The organism is Burkholderia sp. YHN3-13, assembly GCF_055810675.1.
This window is the reverse complement of record NZ_JBVVNQ010000018.1, coordinates 111,454-134,842: the sequence shown is the minus strand read 5'-3', so window position 1 is coordinate 134,842 and position 23,389 is coordinate 111,454. Positions and strand designations below refer to the sequence as shown.

The following is a 23,389-nucleotide window of genomic DNA, read 5'->3' as shown; positions in this document are numbered from 1 at the left end:
CCGAGGATTCCCGCCCTTCTCTCATTCCGGCGCGGCCTGCCGGCCGCGCGACCGGATCAACGCGCGTTCGCCTTCGACTCGACGGCGCGCTCGGCCGACGGCTGCGCGGCGGCGTCCTGGGCCGGCGCGATCTGACGCATCTGCGCGCCGGCTGCCGCCAGTGCGCTCGCGCCTTGCGCGCGCACCGGGCCGGTCATTGCGAAAAACGCGGCGGACACGATCAGGAAACTCTGGATATGACGTGTGTTCATTGCACCTCCTGTAAAACTGCCGGCGCCTCCCCGATTGCGTCGAAACGAGCCAACGCGACCGGGCACCTCCGGCAGGCCGACAAGATTAACGGCATTTGCTCGCAGATGGACGCGGCTTTACATGCTTTTACATGATGTAACGCATCATCACGCCCCTTTTTTCGGTGCGCCGTCGCCATTCCACCTGCCTTCCAACCGCATTCGAACCGATGGGCGGCGGGTTTGCCCCAGTGCTACCATCGCTTAAAACCGGCGAACATGCCGGCCACTGCCGACGCATCCAAAAGATGCCGACGCAACCGAAGTTTTGGTGATCCCAGACCGGGTGGAGGAGACAGTTAATGAATGCCCCGCTAGACGCAGACCAACGCGCGTCGCTAGAAGCCGCGCTGAAGTCCGTCACGCTTGACGACAAATACACACTCGAGCGCGGTCGCGCGTACATGAGCGGCATCCAGGCCCTCGTGCGCCTGCCGATGCTCCAGCAGGAACGCGACCGCGCCGCCGGTCTCAATACGGCCGGCTTCATCTCCGGCTACCGCGGCTCGCCGCTCGGCGGCCTCGATCTGTCGCTCTGGAAAGCCAAGCAGCATCTGGCGGCCCACCAGATCGTCTTCCAGCCCGGCCTCAACGAAGATCTCGCCGCCACCGCCGTATGGGGCTCGCAGCAGGTGAACCTGTACCCCGGCGCGAAGCACGACGGCGTGTTCGGCATGTGGTACGGCAAGGGCCCGGGCGTCGACCGCACCGGCGACGTCTTCAAGCACGCGAACTCGGCCGGCTCGTCGCAGCACGGCGGCGTGCTGGTGCTCGCCGGCGACGACCACGCGGCGAAATCGTCGACGCTCGCGCACCAGTCCGAACACATCTTCAAGGCGTGCGGCCTGCCCGTGCTGTTCCCGTCCAACGTGCAGGAATATCTCGATTTCGGCCTGCACGGCTGGGCGATGAGCCGCTACTCGGGCCTGTGGGTCGCGCTCAAGTGCGTGACGGACGTCGTCGAATCGTCGGCGTCGGTCGACATCGACCCGCATCGCACCGAGATCGTGCTGCCGACCGATTTCATCCTGCCGGAAGGCGGGCTGAACATCCGCTGGCCCGACCCGCCGCTCGTGCAGGAAGCGCGGCTGCTCGACTACAAGTGGTATGCCGCGCTCGCTTATGTGCGCGCGAACAAGCTCGACCGGATCGAGATCGATTCGCCGAACGCGCGCTTCGGGATCATGACGGGCGGCAAGGCGTATCTCGACGTGCGCCAGGCGCTGACCGATCTCGGCCTCGACGACGACACCTGCGCGCGGATCGGCATCCGGCTCTACAAGGTCGGCTGCGTATGGCCGCTCGAAGCACAGGGCGCGCAGGCGTTCGCGCGCGGCCTCGACGAAATCCTGGTCGTCGAGGAAAAGCGCCAGATTCTCGAATACGCGATCAAGGAAGAGCTGTACAACTGGCCGGACGGCCAGCGCCCGCGCGTGTTCGGCAAGTTCGACGAGAAGGACGGCGCCGGCGGCGAATGGTCGGTGCCGATGGGCAACTGGCTGCTGCCCGCGCACTACGAACTGTCGCCGGCGATCATCGCGAAGGCGATCGCGACGCGCCTCGAGAAGTTCGAGCTGCCGTCCGACGTGCGCGCGCGCATCGCCGCGCGGCTCGCGGTGATCAACGCGAAGGAAATGGCGCTCGCGAAGCCGCATGTGCAGACCGAGCGCAAGCCGTGGTTCTGCTCGGGCTGCCCGCACAACACGTCGACCAACGTGCCGGAAGGCTCGCGGGCGATCGCCGGCATCGGCTGCCACTACATGACCGTGTGGATGGACCGCAGCACGAGCACCTTCAGCCAGATGGGAGGCGAAGGCGTGCCGTGGATCGGCCAGGCGCCGTTCACGGACGAGAAGCACGTGTTCGCGAACCTCGGCGACGGCACCTACTTCCACTCGGGCCTGCTGGCCGTGCGCGCGGCGATTTCGTCGAAGGCGAACATCACCTACAAGATCCTCTACAACGACGCCGTCGCGATGACGGGCGGCCAGCCGGTCGACGGCGTGCTGACGGTGCCGCAGATCACGCACCAGCTCGCGTCCGAAGGCGCGAAGAAGATCGTGATCGTGACCGACGAGCCGGAGAAGTACGACAGCCAGAAGGCGCTGCTCGCGCCGGGCGTGACGGTCCATCACCGCGATCAGCTCGACGATGTGCAGCGCGAGCTGCGCGAGATCGAAGGCACGACGATCCTGATCTACGACCAGACCTGCGCGACCGAGAAGCGCCGTCGCCGCAAGCGCGGCACGTATCCGGATCCGGCCAAACGCGTCGTGATCAACGACGCGGTGTGCGAAGGCTGCGGCGACTGCTCGGTGCAGTCGAACTGCCTGTCGGTCGAGCCGCTGGAAACCGAATTCGGCACGAAGCGCCAGATCAACCAGTCGAGCTGCAACAAGGATTTCTCGTGCGTGAAGGGCTTCTGCCCGAGCTTCGTCACGGTCGAGGGCGGCCAGTTGAAGAAGCCGAAGGCGGTTTCGGTCGACGGCAACGCGCTGCCGCCGATCCCGGAACCGACGCTGCCCGAGATCGACCGTGCGTACGGCGTGCTCGTGACGGGCGTCGGCGGCACGGGCGTCGTCACGATCGGCGCGCTGCTCGGGATGGCCGCGCATCTGGAAAACAAGGGCGTGACCGTGCTCGACGTCACCGGCCTCGCGCAGAAGGGCGGCGCCGTGATGAGCCACGTGCAGATCTCGCACGCGCCGACCGACATCCATGCGACGCGGATCGCGATGGGCGAAGCCGACCTCGTGATCGGCTGCGACGCGATCGTCACGGCCGGCGACGAGTGCACGTCGCGGATGCGGCACGACACGACGCGCGTGGTCGTCAACAGCGCGCAGACGCCGACCGCCGAGTTCATCAAGAACCCGAACTGGGCATTCCCGGGGCTGTCCGCGGAGAACGACATCCGCGCGGCGGCAGGCGCCGCGGTCGACTTCATCGACGCGAACCGCTTCGCGGTCGCGCTGCTCGGCGACGCGATCTACACGAACCCGTTCGTGCTCGGCTACGCGTGGCAGAAAGGCTGGCTGCCGCTCACGCTCGCGTCGCTCGAACGTGCGATCGAGTTGAATGCGGTGTCGGTCGAGAAGAACCGTGCGGCATTCGACTGGGGCCGCCGCGCCGCGTACGACCTCGCCAGCGTGAAGCAGGCCGCGGCCGGCGACGCACGTCCCGCGCAAGGCGCCACGGTGATCGCGCTGCACACGAAGAAGGCGGTCGACGCGTTGATCGCGAAGCGTGTGGAATTCCTCACCGCGTACCAGGATGCCGCGTACGCCTCGCGTTATGCGGCCTTCGTCGACAAGGTGCGCGCCGCCGAACGCGCGCTGGCGGACGGCGACACGGTGCAGGAGCAACTGACCGAAGCGGTCGCGCGCAACCTGTTCAAGCTGATGGCGTACAAGGACGAATACGAGGTCGCGCGACTGCAGTCCGACCCCGCGTTCCTCGCGCGCCTGAGCGCGCAGTTCGAAGGCGACTGGAAGCTGAAATTCCACCTCGCGCCGCCGCTGTTCGCGAAGACGGATGCTCACGGCCATCTCGTGAAGAAGGCGTACGGCCCGTGGATGATGTCGGCGTTCCGGCTGCTCGCGAAAGCGAAGTTCCTGCGCGGCACGGCGCTCGATCCGTTCGGCCGCACCGAGGAGCGCCGCACCGAGCGCGCGCTGATCGGCGAGTACGAAGCGCTGATCGGCGAGGTGCTCGGCAAACTGAACGCGGCCAACCGCCCGCTCGCGCTCGAGCTCGCGGCGCTGCCGGACGGCATTCGCGGCTACGGCCACGTGAAGGAGAACAACCTGCGCGCGGTACGCCGGAAGTGGGACACGCTGCTGACGAAGTGGCGTTCGCCGGCAGGCGGCCAGTCGCACCAGCAGGTCGCGTAACGGGACGCGGCGGGCGAGGCGTTCGCGCTCGGGACGCCCCGCCCGCCCCGCCGTTGCGGTTCATGCGAAAAAAAACGCCACGGAACGCAGGTTCCGTGGCGTTTTTCATTGCGCCGCGCATCGAGCGCGGCACACGCGGGCGCGAACTTACTTCGTGTTCACGTTCGCGGCGGCAACGGCCGTCATGTTGATGATCCGGCGCACGGTCGCGGCCGGCGTCAGGATGTGGACCGGCTTCGCCGCGCCGAGCAGGAACGGGCCGACCGTCACGCCTTCGCCGCCGACCATCTTCAGCAGGTTGTACGCGATGTTCGCCGCCTCGACGTTCGGCATGATCAGCAGGTTCGCTTCGCCCGACAGCGTCGTGCCCGGGAACGCCTGCTTGCGGATCACTTCCGACAGTGCCGCGTCGCCGTGCATTTCACCGTCGACTTCCAGGTTCGGTGCGCGTTCGACGATCAGCTTGCGGGCCTCGCCCATCCGGCGCGACGACGCCGACGGCGCGCTGCCGAAGTTCGAGTTCGACAGCAGCGCGGCCTTCGGCGCGATGCCGAAACGCTCGATCTCGGCCGCGGCCTGGATCGTCATGTCGGCCAGCTGTTCGGCGCTCGGCAGCTCGTTCACGTACGTGTCGCACACGAACAGGTTGCGGCCCGGCAGCATCAGCAGGTTCATCGCGGCGAAGTGCTCGGCGCCCTTCGCGCGGCCCAGCACCTGCTCGATGAACTTCAGGTGGCTGTGGAACGTGTCGATCATCCCGCAGATCATCCCGTCCGCGTCGCCCAGGTGCACGAGCATCGTGCCGATCAGCGTGTTGAACTTGCGCATCGCGGCCTTCGCGACTTCCGGCGTCACGCCGTCGCGCGCGCCGATTTCCTGATACGCCTGCCAGTAGCGGTGGTAGCGCGCATCGTCTTCCGGATCGACGATTTCGAAATCGACGCCGGCCTTCAGCTTCGAGCCGATCTTCTGCAGGCGCATGTCGACGACCGACGGACGGCCGACGATGATCGGCCTGGCGATCTTTTCCTGCAGCACGAACTGCGCGGCGCGCAGCACGCGCTCGTCCTCGCCCTCGGCGAACACGATGCGGGCCTGCTTCTGCTTCGCGGTCGCGAACACCGGGCGCATCACCATGCCGGTGCGGTAGACGGTCGCGCCGAGTTGCTCACGGTACGCGTCCATGTCCTGGATCGGGCGCGTGGCGACACCCGAATCCATCGCGGCTTGCGCGACGGCCGGCGCGATCTTGATGATCAGGCGCGGGTCGAACGGCTTCGGGATCAGGTAATCCGGCCCGAATTCGAGCGAGTGGCCTTCGTACGCCTTCGCGACTTCCTCGCTCTGGTCGGTTTCTTGCGCCAGCTCGGCGATCGCGCGCACGCACGCGAGCTTCATTTCTTCCGTGATCGTCGTCGCGCCGACGTCGAGCGCGCCGCGGAAGATGAACGGGAAGCACAGCACGTTGTTGACCTGGTTCGGGTAGTCCGAACGGCCGGTCGCGACGATCGCGTCCGGGCGCACGGCCTTCGCGTCTTCCGGGCGGATTTCCGGTTCCGGATTCGCGAGCGCCAGGATCAGCGGGCGCTCGCCCATCGTCTTGACCATGTCCTGCTTCAGCACGCCCGCGCTCGAGCAGCCGAGGAACACGTCCGCGCCGACGATCGCGTCGGCAAGCGTGCGCGCGTCGGTGGTGGCCGCGTAGCGCTGCTTCGACGGGTCGAGGTTGCCGCGCCCTTCGTAGATCACGCCCTTCGAATCGGCGACCAGGATGTTCGACTTCGTCAGGCCGAGGTTCACCAGCAGGTCCAGGCACGCGATGGCCGCGGCGCCGGCGCCCGAGCACACGAGCTTCACGTCGGACAGCTTCTTGCCGACGACCTTCAGGCCGTTCAGGATCGCGGCCGACGCGATGATCGCGGTGCCATGCTGGTCATCGTGGAAGACGGGGATCTTCATGCGCTCGCGCAGCTTCTGCTCGATGTAGAAGCATTCCGGCGCCTTGATGTCCTCGAGGTTGATGCCGCCGAGCGTCGGCTCGAGCATCGCGATCGCCTCGACGAGCTTGTCGGGGTCGGACTCCGACAGCTCGATGTCGAACACGTCGATGCCCGCGAATTTCTTGAAGAGGCAGCCCTTGCCTTCCATCACCGGTTTCGCGGCGAGCGGGCCGATGTTGCCGAGGCCGAGCACGGCCGTGCCGTTCGTGATCACGCCGACCAGGTTGCCGCGCGACGTGTACTTCTGCGCGTCGAGCGGATCGGCGTGGATCGCCTCGCACGCGGCGGCGACGCCCGGCGAATACGCGAGCGACAGATCGAGCTGGTTCGACAGCGGCTTGGTGGGGGTGACCGAAATCTTGCCGGGTTTCGGATTCAGGTGATAAGCGAGAGCGGCCTGCTTCAGTTGTTCGTCCATGATTGACCTGCGAGAGACATGCGAAATATTGACGGCTCAGTACACAGCACCTTCGGCCGCGTCTGCTTGAATCGAGGGGGTGGTCGACTGCGAGACGGCACGCGACGCGCCGGGTCGGCACGCCATCGAACCTTGGCGGGTGGCAAGAGGAAAGTACAAAGTACTGAACGATTTCTAAGGGTCGCCTAGTGTACACCCCCTAAATGACGCCCGTTGGTGCAGCGCCGCATCCCGGGCATCGGCACCGGGTCGGTCGCGCCCCGTTTGTTTCGCCGGTGGTGAGGGGCCACGCGAACCTGCGCGAATTCCGCCGAAAACCGGCCTGAATCGGGTAAAATAGCCGGCTACGCGCGCAGCGATGCGATTGGTCCTCCGATCGCGCCCCGGCCCCCTGGGCAGGTTCCCCTTGCTGCGCCACCGGGCCCGCGCCCGCTCCTCGCTCATCACCCAAGGAATGCCCATGACAGGCTACGATCGTCAGTCGATCTCGGATACGACCGCCAAAATCCTGCTCGAAGTGCAGGCGGTGCACTTCAACGCCGAAAAACCGTTCATCTTCACGTCCGGCTGGGCAAGCCCCGTCTATATCGACTGCCGCAAGCTGATCTCGTACCCGCGCGTGCGCCGGGCGCTGATGGAAATGGCGGAAACGACGATCACGCGCGACATCGGCTTCGAGCAGATCGACGCGGTGGCGGGCGGCGAGACGGCCGGCATCCCGTTCGCGGCCTGGATCGCGGACCGGATGATGGTGCCGATGCAGTACGTGCGCAAGAAGCCGAAGGGTTTCGGCCGCAACGCGCAGATCGAAGGCCATCTGGAAGAAGGCTCGCGCGTGCTGCTGGTGGAAGACCTGACGACCGACAGCCGCAGCAAGATCAACTTCGTCAACGCGCTGCGCACCGCGGGCGCGACGGTGAACCACTGCTTCGTGCTGTTCCACTACAACATCTTCAAGGAAAGCGTGTCGGTCCTGAAGGATATCGACGTCGACCTGCATGCGCTGGCGACGTGGTGGGACGTGCTGCGCGTCGCGAAGGCCTCCGGCTACTTCGAAACGAAGACGCTCGACGAAGTCGAGAAATTCCTGCACGCGCCGGCCGAGTGGTCGGCGGCGCACGGCGGCGCGACGGCCCCGAAGGAATGACGCCGCGCCGGCCTGCATGCCGGCGTCCTGGCCGAAAAAACCGCCCGCCCGATCGCGGGCGGTTTTTTTTCGTCCGCCGATCCGCACGATGACCGGGCGCAATCGCGGGCTGCGGCGTGCGTCGTTCATCGAACCCTAATGCTAGACTTGAACCATCGCCGCCATCAGCTGCGCGGGCAACACACAACGCCAACAACGCCGGGAGCATCGGGCCGGCCCACGTGACGGGAGAAGCGCCATATGCGTGTGGATCGCCGGACCACTCCGCCTGCGCCATCGGGTCACCCGTCTCCGTCCATCCGCTTCGTCCTGCTCTGCGCCGCCGTGCTCGCGGCGCTGCCCGCACACGCGGAAAGCCCGTTCACCGTGACGAGCGACGACCTGACGCCCGGCGGGCGCGTGCGCGCCGCGAACGTATTCGACCGCGGCGACTGCAAGGGCGCGAACCGCTCGCCGCAGCTCGCATGGCACAACCCGCCGGCCGGCACGCGCGGCTATGCGGTCACGATCTTCGATCCCGATGCGCCCGGCCACGGCTGGTGGCACTGGGCCGTCGCGGGCATCCCGGCCACCGTCACGAGCCTGCCGGCCGACGCGAGCGCATCCGGCTTCCTGCGGCGCATCGGCGCGAGCGAGGCGCGCAACGACTTCGGCAGCGACGGCTACGGCGGCCCGTGCCCGCCGCCCGGCAAGCCGCACCGCTACGTGATCACCGTCTACGCGCTGAAAGGCACCGACCTGCGCGTGTCGCAGGGCCGCCCCGCGCCGATGTTCGAGCACGAGATCGGCACGCTGGCGATCGGCACCGCGCAATTCACGGTCACTTACGGCCAGTAGCGGCGCCATGCGCCGCCAGACGGCGCCGCCGCGATGGCCGTCCGCCGCGAATTTCAGTGCGCCGCGCGCGCACGTTGTCTCGTCATTTCGGCTTGCTAGACTCGTCGTCACCGGCCGCGGCAATTCCTGCCGCGCGACCGTCGCGCCGCCGGCAGGCGGCGCGTGACGCGGCGAGCCTGCGGTCCGCCGTTCCCGTCCCTTTCCGGAGAACGCTTCATGTCGAACATCGTCATCGTCTATCACAGCGGCTACGGTCACACGCAGAAACTGGCCGAGGCCGTGCATGCCGGCGCGCAGGACGCAGGCGCGAACGTGCGCCTGATCGCCGTCGGCGACCTCGACGACGCGGGCTGGGCCGCCCTCGACGCGGCCGACGCGATCATCTTCGGCGCGCCGACCTACATGGGCGGCCCGTCGGCGCAGTTCAAGCAATTCGCCGATGCCACGTCGAAAGCGTGGTTCACGCAGAAGTGGAAGGACAAGGTCGCCGCGGGCTTCACGAACTCCGCGACGATGAACGGCGACAAGTTCTCGACGATTCAATATTTCGTCACGCTGGCGATGCAGCACGGGATGGTATGGGTCGGCACGAGCCTGATGCCGGCCAACTCGAAGGCGGCCACGCGCAACGACATCAACTACCTCGGCGGCTCCACGGGCCTGCTCGCGCAATCGCCGGCCGACGCGACGCCCGACGAAGGCCCGCTGCCGGGCGACCTCGAGACCGGCAAGGCATTCGGCCGGCGCGTGGCCGAAGCGACCGCACGCAGGGACGCCGGCGCCCGCTGAACACGCCCCTGACGCCCGCACCGGCGGGCGTCGCAAAGGGACACAAGACGGCCGGCGGCCGTCTTTTTTCGCCCCGCGCGGCGCAGACCCGCCGGATGACGTCTTAAAATGGCGGTTTCCGGGCGCGGGCCCGCGTTTCATCCAGTGAGAGCGAAATGAGCACCAAAGTTTTTGTCGACGGCCAGGAAGGCACGACCGGCCTCAAGATCTTCGAATACCTGTCGGCACGCAACGACATCGAGATCCTGCGTATCGATGAAGCGAAGCGCAAGGACGTCGACGAGCGCCGCCGCCTGATCAACGCGTCGGACGTCACGTTCCTGTGCCTGCCGGACGTCGCGTCGCGCGAATCGGCCTCGCTCGTCGAGAACCCGAACACGACGCTGATCGACGCGAGCACCGCATTCCGCACGAGCGCCGACTGGGCCTACGGCCTGCCCGAGCTGACCCGCGCGCAGCGCGAGAAGATTCGGACGTCGAAGCGCATCGCCGTGCCCGGCTGCCACGCCTCGGCGTTCGTGCTCGCGATGCGCCCGCTCGTCGACGCAGGGATCGTCGCGCCGACGTTCGCCGCGCACAGCTACTCGATCACCGGCTACAGCGGCGGCGGCAAGTCGATGATCGCCGAATACGAAAGCGCGGCGCCCGGCGGCAAGCTCGCGAGCCCGCGCCCGTATGCGCTCGGCCTCACGCACAAACACCTTCCGGAAATGGCCGCGCACACGGGCCTCGCGAACGCACCGATCTTCACGCCGATCGTCGGCCCGTTCCTGAAGGGGCTCGCGGTGACGACCTACTTCACGCCCGAGCAGCTCGCGAAGCGCGCCACGCCGCAGGACGTGCAGCGTGTGTTCGCCGAGTACTACGCGGACGAAGCGTTCGTGCGCGTCGCACCGTTCGATGCGGACGCGAACCTCGACGGCGGCTTCTTCGACGTACAGGCGAACAACGATACGAACCGTGTCGACCTGTTCGTGTTCGGCAATGCCGAGCGCTTCGTCACGGTCGCGCGCCTCGACAACCTCGGCAAGGGCGCGTCGGGCGCCGCGATCCAGTGCATGAACCTGAACATCGGCGCGGCCGAGGACGCAGGTCTCAAACGCTGATTCAGCATCGCATGCAATGCAAAGCCGGCCAGTGGCCGGCTTTTTATTTATCCATATCAGGCAATAAATAAAAAATCCCTGATCGCGCATTTACAAATATTTACAAGCTTTCCATTGCGCGATTACCGGCGAATTAAATTCCCCGATCCTGCTCCAGTCAATCCCGAATAGGGATAAACCGGATACCGTCGCTTTAAACGCTGCCGTTATCCGCAGGAAGGCGCGCCGAGAGCGTGCCGGGCGTCGCGCACCCCCCACTCAGGAAGCTTTTCTCGGCCTGCCGCACGTTTAAATTCTTACCGAATGCCATGTCAGACAAGGACTCAAAACACGATTCCCGTTTCAATCGCCTTTTTTAGACGGGTTCATCAATTGACAGCAAAAACCCAGGCAGCGACATTAGCTCGCACAATTAAACGATTGGAGACAGCGGCATGTCGCACGCCTTATCGAAGGGGGTGGCAACGGCCTTTGCCATCGCCCCTTTCCTGGTTGCATGTGGTGGAGGGGACTCCGGCGGCGCGCTCGCGCCGATCAACGCGCCCCAATGTTCCGGATCGAGTTGCGGCACGCAAGGGCCGCCGCCGTCGCAGCCCATCAACGGCGCGCTGTGCCCGGCCAACGCCGACATCGTGAAGAGCACGTATCTCGGCGGCGCCGGTAGCGGCGAGATCGTCAGCGTCAACATCGACGCGGTCGCGATGACGTACACGCTCAAGTGGCTCGAATCGCCGATTCCGCTGAAGACGGGCACCGTCACGCCGAGCCGCGTCGGCACGACCATCACCGGCAAGGTCATCCACCCGCCGACCGGCACGCTGCCGACCGCCGAGCAGACGCGTTGCGCATTCGTCCTCACGCCGGGCACGGGCCCCGCGCCGGACGGCTCGACCTATTCGACGGCCGCCGACTTCAACCAGGCGAACCCGCCGATGCTGCTGGTCGGCATGGGCGTCGCGGGCGGCGGCATTCCGGGCGCGACGATCCAGTACGACGGACTGACGATCGCCGTCGGCCCGATCGTGGTGGCAAAGGACGTCGGCAAGGTGCCCAACCGTCATTTCGACTTCTATCCGTTCCTCGGCTTCGCGAACACGACGACCGACCTGTCGAAGCTGCCGGGCACGTACAACGCGCTGATCTACCACCTCGTGCCGTCGGGCGACTACGCGACGAAGGGCACGAATTCGAGCGAGACGTTCGATGCGAACGGCGCGTGCACGTCGAGCGGCTCGGGCGGCTGCCAGACGACCGGCGACCCGTGGAAGACGAGCGCGAACGGCGGCTACTTCGACAGCACGAAGGCGCCGCAGACGCTGCCGCAGACGCAATTGCCGATCGTCGGCGCGACCGGCAAGTCGGCGACCGCGCACATGGTGATCGGCCAGCTCAACGGCGCGACGGTGCCGGTGATCGTGCGCACGGGCAACGTGAACCTCGGCACGCCGCCGCTGCACGTCGACGCGCAGGTCGACGACGAATCGGGCATCGCGGTGCTCGGTGCGGCGACGGCGATCCAGTCGGGCACGATCGACGGCGGCTACGCGGGCGCGGACTCGAACTTCAAGTACACGGCCGCGCTGATCCGCGGCGGCAACGCGTCGTTCATCAATCCGTCCACGCAGGTCGAGGAAGACGGTTTCACGCTCGACTACGGCCAGACGACGCCGGGCCTGCTGAACGCGACGACGACACCGAGGCCGCCGTCCGGCACGAACTACCCGTCCGCATCGGGCGTGGTGATCGCGACGGGCGGCCTGTACGCGGCACTGATCCAGGGCACGGTGAACGGCGGCGTCACGTCGACGTCGGCGAACTCGACGACTTCGTCGACACCGTACTTCGGCGTGGGCGCGCAGATCAGCAAGTAGCGAACGGGGACGCGGCGGCGGCCCGTCCGCCGTCGCGTAACGCACGACGCGCGCGGCACGGCGCGAGCAGGACGAGCACGACGAACAGAAGCGGCCGACAGGGAGCTGGCCGCCGTACAAGACAAATCTGGAGGAGCAACATGAAGCGCAACCTCATTCTGGCGGCGGCCCTTGCCGCCCCCCTTCTTTCCGCCTGCGGCGGCGGCAGCGACAACCCGCCGCCGCTCGTCGAAGACCGGCTCTGTCCCGCCACGCTCGACTACAGCACCGTGTTCACGGGCGGCGCGGGCAGCGGCGAACTCGCGAAGGTCCAGCTCGACACGACCAAGATGACCTGGCAGGTGACGTACGTCGAATCGGCCGTGCCGCGCACGACCGGCACGGTCACGCCGACCCGCGCGGGCACCGTCGACAGCGGCACGCTCACGCAGGAAACGCTGCTGCCGACCAACAAGCTGAACCAGTGCGCGTTCCGGCTGAACGGCGCGAGCCTCGACGCATCGCGCCCGGCGCGGATCTTCGTCGGCTTCGGCGTCGCGGGCGGCACGATCCCCGGCAAGGAAATCCAGTTCGACGGCGTGCTCGGCCAGGCCGCGGTGCCCGACACGAAATTCCCGTACTACCCGTTCATCGGCTTCTCGTCGATCGAGACCGACATCACGAAGGTCGCCGGCACGTACAGCCACACCGGCTTCGGCGAAGTGCCGTCGCAGAAGTTCGCGCCGGCATCGATCGACGCGAAGGTGACGATCAACGCGGACGGCTCGTGGACCAAGTGCGACTCGACCGGCCAGTTCGCCGGCGGCGCGTGCACGCAGCAGGGCTCGAACTTCGCGCTGTCCGCCGACGGCAGCGGCGCGTTCCAGTCGAACAACTACCAGAGCCAGCTGAAGCCGACGCTGTCGGCCACGCCGCAGGGCAAGGGCTTCATGATCGTCGGCAAGCTGCGCAACCAGCTCGTGCCGATCCTCGTGCGCACGGGCGTCGCGAACCCGAACCCGACGCCGGACAGCAACGGCGTGCCGGGCCTCACCGCAGACGACGAATCGAGCATCTCGATCCTCGCGCCGCAGACGGCGATCGCGGCCGGTTCGCAGAACGGCGAGTACATCGGCGTCGACAGCGAGTTCAACTACCGGACCACCGCGCTGATCAACACCCAGGCGACGCTGCTCGATCCGTTCCAGCCGTCCCAGGCGTCGCTCACGCGCGTGCTCGACCTCGACTACACGCAGAAGGTGCCGGGCACGGTCACGACGACCCACACGGGCGCAAGCAGCACGTCGCCGACCGGCAAGTTCATCTTCTCGGGTGGCGTGTTCGGTTTCCTCGACAACGCGGGATCGACGCCGTATTTCACGATCGGCGCATTCGTCCAGTAAGCGGAGGGAAAAGCCGTGATGAAGACAACCCTTCTCCGCGCGGCGGCCGGCGCCGCCGTGCTGGCGCCGCTCGCGGCGCACGCGCAGAGCGCCGGCAGCAACGTCGTCACGCTGGGCTGGTTCCACATCATGCCGCAGCAGAGCAGCACGCCAATGACGACCAACGTCGCGCCGACGCCGATCAACACGCCGTTGCGGCTGCCGCCGTCGTTCACGTCGGCGGGCACGGGGCTGCACACGAGCGGCGCCGACACCGTCGGCCTGACGGTCAGCCACTTCCTGACCGACCACATCGCGGTCACGTCGGTGGCGGGCGTGCCGCCGGTGTTCAAGGTGTCGGGCCAGGGCACGATCAAGCCGCCGGGACCTGCCGGCGCGCTCGGCACGCAGAACATCGGGCTGGCGTCGGTCAACCCGATCGTGAAGAGCGTGCGGCAGTGGAGCCCGGCGGTGATCCTGCAGTACTACTTCGGGCAGGCGACCGCGAAGTTCCGGCCGTTCCTCGGCCTCGGCGTGTCGTACAACTGGTTCAGCGACCTGCAGCTCAACACGAACTTCATCAAGCAGACGCAGGACAACCTCGGCGCGATCCTCGCGGCGGGCGCGGGCAAGCCGGGGACGACATCGGTGGAAGCGAAGGCGTCGTCGTCATGGCAGCCGGTGTTCAACGCGGGCCTGCAGTACAACATGACGGAGCACTTCGGGCTGATCGCATCGGTGACGTACATCCCGCTGAAGACGACGTCGACGGTGACGATCAAGGCGGCCGACGGTTCGGTGCTCGCGGAATCGAAATCGGACCTGAAGGCGGACCCGATCATCAGCTACGTCGGGATGACGTACAAGTTCTGACGCCGGCGCGCGCCGACGAATGGATCGCCGCGGCAAAATCGCAGGCAAAAAAAAGCCCGCCTAACCGGCGGGCTGAATCCATATCAGAGGAGACATGGAGGAGACAGGTGTCACTATATCGAATCGATTTCCGCATTGCAACATTTCCGTAGAGAAAATAAGGATTTTCCCTCGAACGCTGCCTCTAGTTCGCCATTGCCGCATCTGACCCTCCCTCGTTCTCGCGGTCGAGCACCTCGCCCAGCGCGTCGCGCAGCAGCGCGACAGGCCGCACCAGCCGGCCCGGCAGCGTGCCGTGCACGATCCACACGTTGATCCGCGTTTCCAGCCCCGCCGTTTCCACCACCCTCAATGCGTCGCGATGCGCGCTACGCGCCAGCGCATTCGGCGCGGCGATGCCGATCCCGGCGCCGCGCGCGACGAGTGAGAGCTGCAGCTCCGAGCCGAACGCCTCGACCGCGACGTCGAACGGCAGCCCGGCCGCGCCGAGCGCGCGGCTCAGCGCCGAGCGCATCCCGCAGCCGTCCTGGCTCAGCACCCACGGAAAACCCGACAGCGTGTCGAGCGACAGCGGACCGTCCGGCAGCGGAAAGTCGCGCGCGGCAACGAGCACCGTCGGCTGCGTCGCGAGCAGCGTCGCGGCGAACGCGTCGGGCAGCACCGTACTGGCCGGCACCATCACGGCCGCGACGTCGAGCGCACCGCGCTCGATGCCCTGCATCAGCGCCGGCGACCAGCCGGCCGTCACGCGCAGCGTGAGGCGCGGGAACGCGTCGCGCAGCCGGTCGATCGGCCGCTCGAGCGCGAGCTCGGACAGGAACGGCGGCACGCCGATGCGCAGCTCGCCGGACGGCTCGCTGTCCGGCGCGCCCGCCGCCATCAGTTCGTCGACCGCACCCAGCACGTTGCGCGCGAGCGCGTAGACGTCGCGCCCGGTGGCGGTCGGCTTCAGCGGCTTGCTTTGCCGCTCGAGCAGCGGCACGCCGAGCAGCGTTTCGAGGTTCTGCACACGCCGCGTCAGGCCCGGCTGCGTCAGGTGGAGCTTCGCGGCCGCGGCGACCATCGACCCGCTGTCGACCACCGCCACGAACGCCAGGAGATCACGCGTATTCAAAACAAACTCGCATAATCATGTTAGACATATTTCAATTGTCGCATAAACATCGGACACCTACGATGGGGATTCCTTCGCTCCCTCTCCCAGGCTTCCGATGAACTGCCCTGCCCACCGTTGTCCCGCCTCCGTTCCCCCGTCTGTCGCCGCGCCGCCCGCGCTGAGCACCGGGATGACGCTGTTCTTCGCCGCGACGGTCGGCGTGATCGTGATGGACCTGTTCGCCGCGCAACCGCTGACGGGCCCGATCAGCGCCGACCTGCACCTGCCGCCCGGCCTCGCCGGCCTCGTCGCGATGCTGCCGCAGCTGGGCTACGCGGCCGGGCTCGTGCTGCTCGTGCCGCTGGTCGACCTGCTCGAGAACCGCCGCCTGATCGTCGCGACGCTCGCCGCGTGTGCCGCGGCGCTCGCGCTGCCCGCGTTCACGCAATCGGGCACCGTGTTCCTGCTGGCGACGCTGGCGGCCGGCGCGGCGTCGAGCGTGATCCAGATGCTCGTGCCGATGGCCGCGTCGATGGCGCCCGAAACGCAGCGCGGCCGCGCGGTCGGCAACGTGATGAGCGGGCTGATGCTCGGCATCCTGCTGTCGCGGCCGCTCGCGAGCCTGATCGCGGGTTCGGCCGGGTGGCGCGCGTTCTACCTGCTGGCCGCGGTCGCGAATGCGGCGATCGCCGTCGTGCTCGCGCTGCGCCTGCCGGCGCGCACGCCGTCGATCACGGCCGGCTACCGCACGCTGCTCGCGTCGCTGGGGCGCCTGCTCGCCGACGAACCGGTGCTGCGCCGGCATGCGCTGTCGGCCGCGCTCGCGATGGCCGCGTTCAGCGCGTTCTGGACGGCCGTCGGGCTGCGGCTCGGGCAGCCGCCGTTCGCGCTCGACCTGCACGGAATCGCGCTGTTCGCGTTCGCGGGCGCCAGCGGCGCGATCGTCACGCCGCTGGCCGGCCGCGCCGGCGACCATGGCCACGGCCCGGCCGCGCAGCGGATCGCGCACGGCACGATGCTCGCGGCGCTCGTCGTGCTGGGCATCGCCGGGGCCGGCTGGTTCGGTTTCGACACACATGCGCATCGCGGCGACGCACTCGCGCTGCTGGCCGGCGGTGCGGCATTGCTGGACGCGGGCGTCATCGTCGACCAGACGATCGGCCGCCGCGCGATCAACCTGCTGGACCCGGCCGCACGCGGCCGCCTGAACGGGCTGTTCGTCGGCCTGTTCTTCGTCGGCGGCGCACTCGGCGCGGCGCTCGCGGGCAGCGCCTGGGCCTGGGGCGGATGGAGCGCGGTGTGCGGCGTGGGGTTCGCGTTCGCCGGCGCGGCCGCCGGGTTCGGTCTCGCGGCCGGGCGCGGGGCCGGCGCGGCGGCATTGACTCGCCCGCGTGCGTGAGCGGCGGTGCAGCGGGCCTGAAGCGGCCCCGAAAAGCCGAACGCCCCGCCCTCATGCAAGGGACGGGGCGTTCGGCGCGCCGGAATCAGGTCGGGTCGAAATCAGTGACGCACGAGCGCCATCATCGCGCCGAAGCCGACGAACAGCCCGCCCGTCAGCCGGTTGAACACCTTCGCGACGCTCTGGCTCTTCAGCGTCGTGCCGATGCGCGTGCCGAACGACGCGTAGACGAGATACCAGCTCACCTCGATCACCGCGAACGTGACGACGAGGATGCCGAATTGCGGCAGCGTCGGCTCGGCCGCGTTGATGAACTGCGGCAGCAAGGCGGCCGCGAACAGGATCGCCTTCGGGTTGCTGCCCGCGACCAGGAAACCGTTGCGGAACAGCGTCCCGCGCGATGCGGCCGCCGTCTGGCCCGCCGCCGGCTCGGCGCCGGCCGCCGGGACATCGTCGGCACGCGCGCGCCATGCCTTCACGCCGAGGTAGATCAGGTAAGCCGCACCCGCGAAGCGCAGCGTGTTGAACATCGCCGGCCACGCCTCGAGCACCGCGCCGAGGCCCGCCGCCGACACCGACAGCATCAGCACCAGCGCGCTCAGGCAACCGGCCATCGTCGACGCCGAGCGGCGCAGCCCGTGGCGCGCGCCGTGCGTCATCACGAGCAGCATGTTCGGGCCCGGGATCGCCGATACGACGAACACCGTCGCCACGAAAAGCCACCACGTATGCAGGTTCATGACCGCCTCTGAATGTAGGGAATGCAGGGAAAACGAAATGCCGATTATGCCGCGAGCATGGCGCTTGTGTCGCGCGTCAGCGGCCAGCGCGGCGCAGCGCGACCTCGCCGAGCACCGCGAAATCCTGGTCGCCGCCGCCATGCGCGAGCGCGTCGAGCAGGCTGTCGCGCACGACGCTCGCCACCGGCAGCGGCACCGACGTCGCGTCGCCGGCTTCCAGCGCGAGGCGGACATCCTTCAGCCCGAGGCGCGCCTTGAAGCGCGCGGGCTCGTAGCGCCGCTCCGCGATCATCGAGCCGTAGCCCTCGTAGACCGGCCCCGGAAACACGCTGTTGGTGATCACGTCGAGGAAGTCGCGCATCGCGACGCCGTGCGCGCCCAGCAGCGCCGACGCCTCGCCGAGCGTCTCGATCGCCGACGCGAGCGTGAAGTTCGCGGCGATCTTCGCGACGTTCGCGTGCTGCGGCAGCGAGCCGAACCGCCAGGTCTTCTGGCCGATCGCGTCGAACAGCGGCTGCACGCGGTCGATCGCCTCGGCCGGGCCGCCGGCCATGATCGTCAGGCGTGCGGCGGCGGCCACGTCGGGCCGCCCCATCACCGGCGCGGCGACGTAGTCGATACCGCGCGACGCGTGCGCGTGCGCGAGCGATTCGGCGAGCGCGACCGACACCGTCGCCATGTTGACGTGGATCAGCCCGCGCGGCGCCTGCGCGAGCAGCGCGTCGTCGAACACCGCGCGCGCGGCGGCATCGTCGCCAAGCATCGAGAACACCGCGTCGCCGCGAAACGCATCGGCCGGGGTGTCGACGATCTGCGCGCCGAACGCCGCGAGCGGCTCGGCGCGCTCGCGCGACCGGTTCCAGACCCGCACCGTGTGGCCCGCCTTCAGCAGGTTCGTCGCGATCGCCTGCCCCATTTCGCCCAGCCCGATAAACCCGAGATCCATTGCCCGCTCCTTCGCTCCGTGAAGCCGCGAGTTAAACACAGATGCCGGCCGTCTGCAGCGCCTGCCGCCGGCCGGACGCGGTGCGATACTGCACGGATGGCGACCGCGACCTTCCGCTTCCATGGCGAACTGAACGCGTTTCTCCCGCGCGCGCGGCGCGACCGCACGTTCGGGCGCGCCTGTGCGCGCGACGCGACGGTGAAGCATGCGATCGAGGCGCTCGGTATCCCGCATACCGAAATCGGCCGGCTTTGCGTGAACGATCTGCCCGCCGCGCTCGACCGGCCGCTTTGCGACGGCGACCGCGTCGAAGCCTTTCCGGAACGCGCCCGGCCGGCGGCGAACGGGGCCACCGCGCCGCCGCCGGTGCCGTGGCGCTTCGTCGCCGACGCGCATCTCGGCGGCCTCGCTCAGTTGCTGCGCCTCGCCGGCTTCGACACCTGCTACGACAACCACTACCGCGACGACGAACTCGCGGCGCTGGCCGAGCGGGAGGGCAGGATCGTGCTGACGCGCGACCGCGAGCTGCTCAAGCGGCGCGCGGTCGTGCGCGGCTGCTACCTGCATGCGCTGCAGCCGGCCGACCAGTTGCGCGAGCTGTTCGAGCGGCTCGATCTCGCGGCGCACATGCGGCCGTTCCGGCTGTGCCTGCGCTGCAATGCGCCGCTGCACCCGCTCGACGCGGCCGCCGCCGCGCCGCGCGTGCCGGACGGGGTCCGGCAGCGGCACCGGCGCTTCGCCGCGTGCGACGTGTGCCGGCGCGTGTTCTGGGAAGGCTCGCACTGGCGGCGCATGCGTGCGGTGGTCGACGCGATGCGTACGCCGTCATCGCCACTGCCGTCCGGCGAACGCGGCGCCTGAAAAAACAAAACCCCGCATGCCGGAGCATGCGGGGTCGTTCGACGGACGGCCGGCTACGCCTGCCGTCGCCAGGCAGCGTGCTTAGTTCTGCGTGCCTGCGTCGTTCGTGCCGGCGGCCGATGCGGCTGCAGCCTTCGCCTGGCCCTTCTTCGAACCGTGGTGCTTCAGCTGGTGCTTCGGCTTGCTGTGATCCTTCTTGGCCGGTGCCGGAGCGGCTGCCGACGTGTCGGCTGCCGGCGCGGACGCCTGTGCGAATGCCGAAACCGATGCGAGCGCGAATGCCGCGGCGATGATCGAAGCGAGCGTCTTCTTCATTGTTCTTCCTTTAGCGGAGAAAAAATCAAACGTACCGGTAAGTAAAGATGCGAGGCATTCGCATCGGAGCCCCAGGCCGCGAGGCCGGCTTTCGCCGGTCCGCCGCGACAAAACCTGACGCACTGGTTCCATAACGCACCGTGTTCGCGGCAAGTTGACACGTTGCTTGCACCTTCGGGTTTCCCCGGGGGCCGGCTCGTCGTCCCGCGCCGGCGAGCCGCTCCGGCTGCCGCCGCGTCGCGCCGCAAACCGGCTCGCGCACCGTCGGGGCGGCGCTTATACTGGCGTCCATCCGTCCCTTTCCCCGGAAACCGGATCGCGGCCGGTCGCCAGACCGCCGCCGTCTCGAGGCGCTCAAATTGCCCGATCACAATCTGGACAAACTGAAAATCGACCGGCGTCCGATCGCACCGGCGCCCCGTCGGCGCCGGTGGGCCCGCGTGGCCGCCGCCGCCGCGGCCGTCGTCGTCGCGATCGCCGCCGGCATCGCGCTCAGCGGCCGGCCGACGGTCGAAACCACGTCCGTCACGTCCGCCTACCCGTACCAGAACGACACGCAGCTCAATGCGACCGGCTACGTCGTGCCGCAGCGCAAGGCCGCGGTCGCGTCGAAGGGCCAGGGGCGCGTCGAATGGCTCGGCGTGCTCGAAGGCACGCGCGTGAAGAAGGACGACATCATCGCGCGCCTCGAAAGCCGCGACGTGGAAGCGTCGCTCGCGCAGGCGCGCGCGCAGGTGCAGGTCTCCCGCGCCAACCTCGGCGTGGCGCTGGCCGAGCAGAAGGACGCCGAAATCGCGCTGCGCCGCACCGCCGCGCTCGCGCCGAAGGGCGCCGTGCCGGCCGCGCAGCTCGACATCGACACGGCCCGCGTGAACAAGGCGCGCGCGTCGGTCGGCAGCGACCAGGCGGCGATCGCGTCGGCCGAAGCGAATGCGCAGGCCGCGCAGGTCGCGGTCGACCAGACGGTGATCCGCGCACCGTTCGACGGCATCGTGCTGGCGAAACACGCGAACGTCGGCGACAACATCACGCCGTTCTCGTCCGCGTCGGACAGCAAGGGCGCGGTCGTGACGATCGCCGACATGGACACGCTCGAGGTCGAGGCCGACGTCGCCGAATCGAACATCGCGAAGATCCGCGCCGAGCAGCCGTGCGAGATCCAACTCGACGCGCTGCCCGACATGCGCTTCGCGGGCCGCGTGTCGCGCATCGTACCGACCGTCGACCGCTCGAAGGCCACCGTGCTCGTGAAGGTGCGTTTCGTCGACCGCGACGAGCGCGTGCTGCCCGACATGAGCGCGAAGATCGCATTCCTGTCGAAACCCGTGTCGGCGCAGGACCGGCAGCCCGTCACGGCCGTGCAGGCGAGCGCGGTGGTCGAGCGCGACGGCCGGCCGGTCGTGTTCGTCGTGAAGGACGACACCGTGCACGCGGCGGCCGTGACGCGCGGCCTGCGGATCGGCGAACTGGTGGCGATCCGCGGCGTGAAACCCGGCGACACGGTCGTGCTCGCGCCGGACGCGAAGCTGAAGGACGGCGCGAAAGTGACCGTCGCGAAGAAGTAGCGCGCGTGAACGACGCACCGCCGCCCCTCGTCGAGATCAGCCACGTCGCGAAGTCGTACCGGCGCGGCAACCAGATCGTGCCCGTGCTGACCGACATCACGCTCGACATCGGCGCAGGCGACTTCGTCGCGCTGATGGGGCCGTCGGGCTCCGGCAAGAGCACGCTGCTGAACCTGGTGGCCGGCATCGACCGGCCCGACAGCGGCGAGCTGCGCGTCGGCGGCCTCGACATCTCGCAGCTCGCGGAGGCGCAGCTCGCCGAATGGCGCGCGGCGAACGTCGGCTTCATCTTCCAGTTCTACAACCTGATGCCGGTGCTCACCGCGTTCGAGAACGTCGAGCTGCCGCTGATGCTCACGCACCTGTCGCGCCGCGAGCGGCGCGAGCGCGTCGAGCTCGTGCTCGACATGGTGAACCTCGGCGACCGGACCAGCCACTATCCGTCCGAGCTGTCGGGCGGCCAGCAGCAGCGCGTCGCGATCGCCCGCGCGCTGATCACCGATCCCGTGCTGATCGTCGCCGACGAGCCGACCGGCGACCTCGACCGCGCGTCGGCCACCGACGTGCTCGCGATGCTGCAGCGGATGAACGCCGAGCTCGGCAAGACGATCATCATGGTGACGCACGACGCGCACGCGGCCGGCGCCGCCCAGTCGCTCGTGCATCTGGAAAAAGGGGAGCTGATCGATGGGCACGCCGGCTGAGCGGCGGCGGGAGCGCGCGCGATGTACGTGCTGAAGCTGATCGCACGCAACGCGCTGCGCCACCGGCTGCGCACGCTGCTGACCGTGCTCGGGCTGACCATCGCCGTACTGGCGTTCGGGCTGCTGCATACGGTGGTCGACGCGTGGTACGCGGGCGCGGCCGCCGCGTCCAGCGGGCGGCTCGTCACGCGCAACGCGATCTCGCTGGTGTTTCCGCTGCCCGTCAGCTACGAGAACCGGATCCGCGGCGTCGACGGCGTGACGGCCGTGGTCCGCTCGAACTGGTTCGGCGGCATCTACCGCGACCCGAAGAACTTCTTCGCGAGCTTCGCGGTGTCGGACAACTACCTCGACCTGTATCCGGAATTCATCATCCCGGCGCAGCAGCGCGCCGACTACGACCGCGACCGCCGCGGCTGCCTGGTCGGCCGCCAGCTCGCCACGCAGTTCGGCTTCAAGATCGGCGACGTGATCCCGTTGAAGGGCACGATCTATCCCGGCACGTGGGATTTCGTCGTGCGCGGGATCCTCGACGGCCGCGACGACTCGACGATCACGCGCCAACTGGTGTTCCACTGGGATTACCTGAACGAGACGGTGCGCCAGCGCACGCCGAAGCAGGCCGACCAGGTCGGCGTGTTCGTGCTCGGCGTCGCGAACCCCGACGACGGCGCGTCGATCGCACGCAACGTCGACGCGGTGTTCAAGAACTCGCTCGCCGAGACGCTGACCGAGACCGAGCAGGCGTTCCAGCTCGGCTTCGTCGCGATGTCGAACCAGATCATCGCGGCGATTCGCCTCGTGTCCTACGTGGTGATCCTGATCATCATGGCCGTGATGGCCAACGCGATGGCGATGAGCGCGCGCGAACGCACGGCCGAGTACGCGACGCTGAAGGCGCTCGGCTTCGGCCCCGGCTTTCTCGCGCTGATCGTGTTCGGCGAATCGGTCGTGATCGCGCTGGCCGGCGGCGGCCTCGGGATCCTCGCGACACCGCCCGCCGCGAGCCTGTTCAAACAGGCGGCCGGCGGCATCTTCCCGGTGTTCAGGGTGTCGGCCGGGACGGTCGCGCTGCAGGCCGCATGCTCGGTCGCGGTCGGCCTCGCGGCCGCGCTCGTGCCGGCGTGGCAGGCCGCACGCGTGCGCGTCGTCGAAGGCCTGCGGGCGATCGGGTAACG

The 23,389-nt window shown here is 68.3% G+C and carries 19 protein-coding genes; 13 read left to right on the top strand and 6 right to left on the bottom strand.

Going from position 1 to position 23,389, the window contains the following annotated elements; genetic code table 11:
• Window positions 1-56: 56 nt before the first annotated feature.
• Window positions 57-251, bottom strand: a complete 195-nt coding sequence (locus tag AC0KUR_RS30470; protein WP_069245525.1) for a hypothetical protein — start codon at window positions 249-251, stop codon at window positions 57-59.
• 341 nt (window positions 252-592) lie between these two features.
• Between AC0KUR_RS30470 and AC0KUR_RS30465 the strand changes: the two genes are divergently transcribed.
• The gene (locus tag AC0KUR_RS30465) at window positions 593-4,183 is read left to right on the top strand and encodes an indolepyruvate ferredoxin oxidoreductase family protein (RefSeq protein WP_034188024.1); all 3,591 of its coding nucleotides are present in this window, start codon (window positions 593-595) and stop codon (window positions 4,181-4,183) included.
• A gap of 147 nt (window positions 4,184-4,330) precedes the next feature.
• On the opposite strand, the gene AC0KUR_RS30460 is transcribed toward AC0KUR_RS30465, so the two are convergent.
• Window positions 4,331-6,601, bottom strand: a complete 2,271-nt coding sequence (locus tag AC0KUR_RS30460) for an NADP-dependent malic enzyme (RefSeq protein WP_034188025.1) — start codon at window positions 6,599-6,601, stop codon at window positions 4,331-4,333.
• A gap of 460 nt (window positions 6,602-7,061) precedes the next feature.
• On the opposite strand from AC0KUR_RS30460, the gene AC0KUR_RS30455 reads away from it, so the two are divergent.
• The 7 genes from AC0KUR_RS30455 (at window position 7,062) to AC0KUR_RS30425 (ending at window position 14,585) form a co-directional block, all read left to right on the top strand.
• Window positions 7,062-7,748, top strand: coding sequence for an orotate phosphoribosyltransferase (locus AC0KUR_RS30455; RefSeq protein ID WP_006482887.1), 687 nt, complete (start codon window positions 7,062-7,064; stop codon window positions 7,746-7,748).
• 240 nt (window positions 7,749-7,988) lie between these two features.
• A complete protein-coding gene (locus AC0KUR_RS30450) occupies window positions 7,989-8,585 on the top strand; it encodes a YbhB/YbcL family Raf kinase inhibitor-like protein (protein WP_034188026.1) in 597 nt (198 codons plus the stop codon).
• Between the two features lie 216 nt (window positions 8,586-8,801).
• Complete coding sequence (locus tag AC0KUR_RS30445; RefSeq protein WP_473376806.1) at window positions 8,802-9,374, top strand: flavodoxin family protein; 573 nt, start codon at window positions 8,802-8,804, stop codon at window positions 9,372-9,374.
• Window positions 9,375-9,529: 155 nt separating this feature from the next.
• The gene (gene argC / locus AC0KUR_RS30440; protein ID WP_034188028.1) at window positions 9,530-10,480 is read left to right on the top strand and encodes an N-acetyl-gamma-glutamyl-phosphate reductase; all 951 of its coding nucleotides are present in this window, start codon (window positions 9,530-9,532) and stop codon (window positions 10,478-10,480) included.
• A gap of 434 nt (window positions 10,481-10,914) precedes the next feature.
• Window positions 10,915-12,351, top strand: coding sequence for a DUF2957 domain-containing protein (locus AC0KUR_RS30435; RefSeq protein WP_034188029.1), 1,437 nt, complete (start codon window positions 10,915-10,917; stop codon window positions 12,349-12,351).
• A 140-nt stretch (window positions 12,352-12,491) separates the two neighbouring features.
• Entirely contained in the window at window positions 12,492-13,733 is a 1,242-nt protein-coding gene (locus AC0KUR_RS30430; RefSeq protein WP_034188030.1) for a DUF2957 domain-containing protein, read from the top strand.
• An 18-nt stretch (window positions 13,734-13,751) separates the two neighbouring features.
• A complete protein-coding gene (locus AC0KUR_RS30425) occupies window positions 13,752-14,585 on the top strand; it encodes an OmpW/AlkL family protein (RefSeq protein WP_034188031.1) in 834 nt (277 codons plus the stop codon).
• A 184-nt stretch (window positions 14,586-14,769) separates the two neighbouring features.
• Here the strand turns inward: AC0KUR_RS30425 and AC0KUR_RS30420 are convergent, their stop codons facing one another.
• On the bottom strand, window positions 14,770-15,699 hold the full coding sequence (locus tag AC0KUR_RS30420; protein WP_473376805.1) for a LysR family transcriptional regulator: 930 nt from the start codon (window positions 15,697-15,699) through the stop codon (window positions 14,770-14,772).
• 97 nt (window positions 15,700-15,796) lie between these two features.
• Here AC0KUR_RS30420 and AC0KUR_RS30415 point away from each other — a divergent pair, with 97 nt between their 5' ends.
• Window positions 15,797-17,080, top strand: coding sequence for an MFS transporter (locus tag AC0KUR_RS30415; protein WP_473376804.1), 1,284 nt, complete (start codon window positions 15,797-15,799; stop codon window positions 17,078-17,080).
• 101 nt (window positions 17,081-17,181) lie between these two features.
• Here the strand turns inward: AC0KUR_RS30415 and AC0KUR_RS30410 are convergent, their stop codons facing one another.
• Together AC0KUR_RS30410 and AC0KUR_RS30405 are read right to left on the bottom strand one after the other, a co-directional pair.
• On the bottom strand, window positions 17,182-17,820 hold the full coding sequence (locus tag AC0KUR_RS30410; protein ID WP_049030686.1) for a LysE family translocator: 639 nt from the start codon (window positions 17,818-17,820) through the stop codon (window positions 17,182-17,184).
• 76 nt (window positions 17,821-17,896) lie between these two features.
• Entirely contained in the window at window positions 17,897-18,889 is a 993-nt protein-coding gene (locus tag AC0KUR_RS30405) for an NAD(P)-dependent oxidoreductase (RefSeq protein WP_260435786.1), read from the bottom strand.
• Here AC0KUR_RS30405 and AC0KUR_RS30400 point away from each other — a divergent pair.
• On the top strand, window positions 18,863-19,627 hold the full coding sequence (locus AC0KUR_RS30400; protein WP_473376803.1) for a Mut7-C RNAse domain-containing protein: 765 nt from the start codon (window positions 18,863-18,865) through the stop codon (window positions 19,625-19,627). The two genes, AC0KUR_RS30405 and AC0KUR_RS30400, sit on opposite strands and share 27 nt — an antisense overlap.
• Before the next feature lie 81 nt (window positions 19,628-19,708).
• Here AC0KUR_RS30400 and AC0KUR_RS30395 read toward each other — a convergent pair whose 3' ends face one another.
• Window positions 19,709-19,942: a hypothetical protein gene (locus AC0KUR_RS30395; protein WP_006494172.1), complete on the bottom strand. Its 234-nt coding sequence runs from the start codon at window positions 19,940-19,942 to the stop codon at window positions 19,709-19,711.
• 359 nt (window positions 19,943-20,301) lie between these two features.
• Here AC0KUR_RS30395 and AC0KUR_RS30390 point away from each other — a divergent pair, with 359 nt between their 5' ends.
• The 3 genes from AC0KUR_RS30390 to AC0KUR_RS30380 are packed head-to-tail and all read left to right on the top strand — an operon-like array spanning window position 20,302 to window position 23,387.
• Window positions 20,302-21,507, top strand: a complete 1,206-nt coding sequence (locus tag AC0KUR_RS30390; protein ID WP_473376802.1) for an efflux RND transporter periplasmic adaptor subunit — start codon at window positions 20,302-20,304, stop codon at window positions 21,505-21,507.
• A 5-nt stretch (window positions 21,508-21,512) separates the two neighbouring features.
• Entirely contained in the window at window positions 21,513-22,211 is a 699-nt protein-coding gene (locus tag AC0KUR_RS30385) for an ABC transporter ATP-binding protein (protein WP_059559346.1), read from the top strand.
• A gap of 21 nt (window positions 22,212-22,232) precedes the next feature.
• Window positions 22,233-23,387, top strand: a complete 1,155-nt coding sequence (locus AC0KUR_RS30380; protein WP_175028537.1) for an ABC transporter permease — start codon at window positions 22,233-22,235, stop codon at window positions 23,385-23,387.
• Window positions 23,388-23,389 lie beyond the last annotated feature (2 nt).

Excerpts from the sequence above, each read along its gene's own strand:
- AC0KUR_RS30470 (WP_069245525.1), bottom strand. The coding sequence starts at position 251 with ATGAACACACGTCATATCCAGAGTTTCCTGATCGTGTCCGCCGCGTTT.
- AC0KUR_RS30445 (WP_473376806.1), top strand. The coding sequence starts at position 8,802 with ATGTCGAACATCGTCATCGTCTATCACAGCGGCTACGGTCACACGCAG.
- AC0KUR_RS30430 (WP_034188030.1), top strand. The coding sequence starts at position 12,492 with ATGAAGCGCAACCTCATTCTGGCGGCGGCCCTTGCCGCCCCCCTTCTT.
- argC (WP_034188028.1), top strand. The coding sequence starts at position 9,530 with ATGAGCACCAAAGTTTTTGTCGACGGCCAGGAAGGCACGACCGGCCTC.
- AC0KUR_RS30450 (WP_034188026.1), top strand. The coding sequence starts at position 7,989 with ATGCGTGTGGATCGCCGGACCACTCCGCCTGCGCCATCGGGTCACCCG.
- AC0KUR_RS30410 (WP_049030686.1), bottom strand. The coding sequence starts at position 17,820 with ATGAACCTGCATACGTGGTGGCTTTTCGTGGCGACGGTGTTCGTCGTA.
- AC0KUR_RS30455 (WP_006482887.1), top strand. The coding sequence starts at position 7,062 with ATGACAGGCTACGATCGTCAGTCGATCTCGGATACGACCGCCAAAATC.
- AC0KUR_RS30405 (WP_260435786.1), bottom strand. The coding sequence starts at position 18,889 with ATGGAAGCGGAAGGTCGCGGTCGCCATCCGTGCAGTATCGCACCGCGT.
- AC0KUR_RS30395 (WP_006494172.1), bottom strand. The coding sequence starts at position 19,942 with ATGAAGAAGACGCTCGCTTCGATCATCGCCGCGGCATTCGCGCTCGCA.
- AC0KUR_RS30425 (WP_034188031.1), top strand. The coding sequence starts at position 13,752 with ATGAAGACAACCCTTCTCCGCGCGGCGGCCGGCGCCGCCGTGCTGGCG.
- AC0KUR_RS30415 (WP_473376804.1), top strand. The coding sequence starts at position 15,797 with ATGAACTGCCCTGCCCACCGTTGTCCCGCCTCCGTTCCCCCGTCTGTC.
- AC0KUR_RS30465 (WP_034188024.1), top strand. The coding sequence starts at position 593 with ATGAATGCCCCGCTAGACGCAGACCAACGCGCGTCGCTAGAAGCCGCG.
- AC0KUR_RS30380 (WP_175028537.1), top strand. The coding sequence starts at position 22,233 with ATGTACGTGCTGAAGCTGATCGCACGCAACGCGCTGCGCCACCGGCTG.
- AC0KUR_RS30435 (WP_034188029.1), top strand. The coding sequence starts at position 10,915 with ATGTCGCACGCCTTATCGAAGGGGGTGGCAACGGCCTTTGCCATCGCC.
- AC0KUR_RS30400 (WP_473376803.1), top strand. The coding sequence starts at position 18,863 with ATGGCGACCGCGACCTTCCGCTTCCATGGCGAACTGAACGCGTTTCTC.
- AC0KUR_RS30460 (WP_034188025.1), bottom strand. The coding sequence starts at position 6,601 with ATGGACGAACAACTGAAGCAGGCCGCTCTCGCTTATCACCTGAATCCG.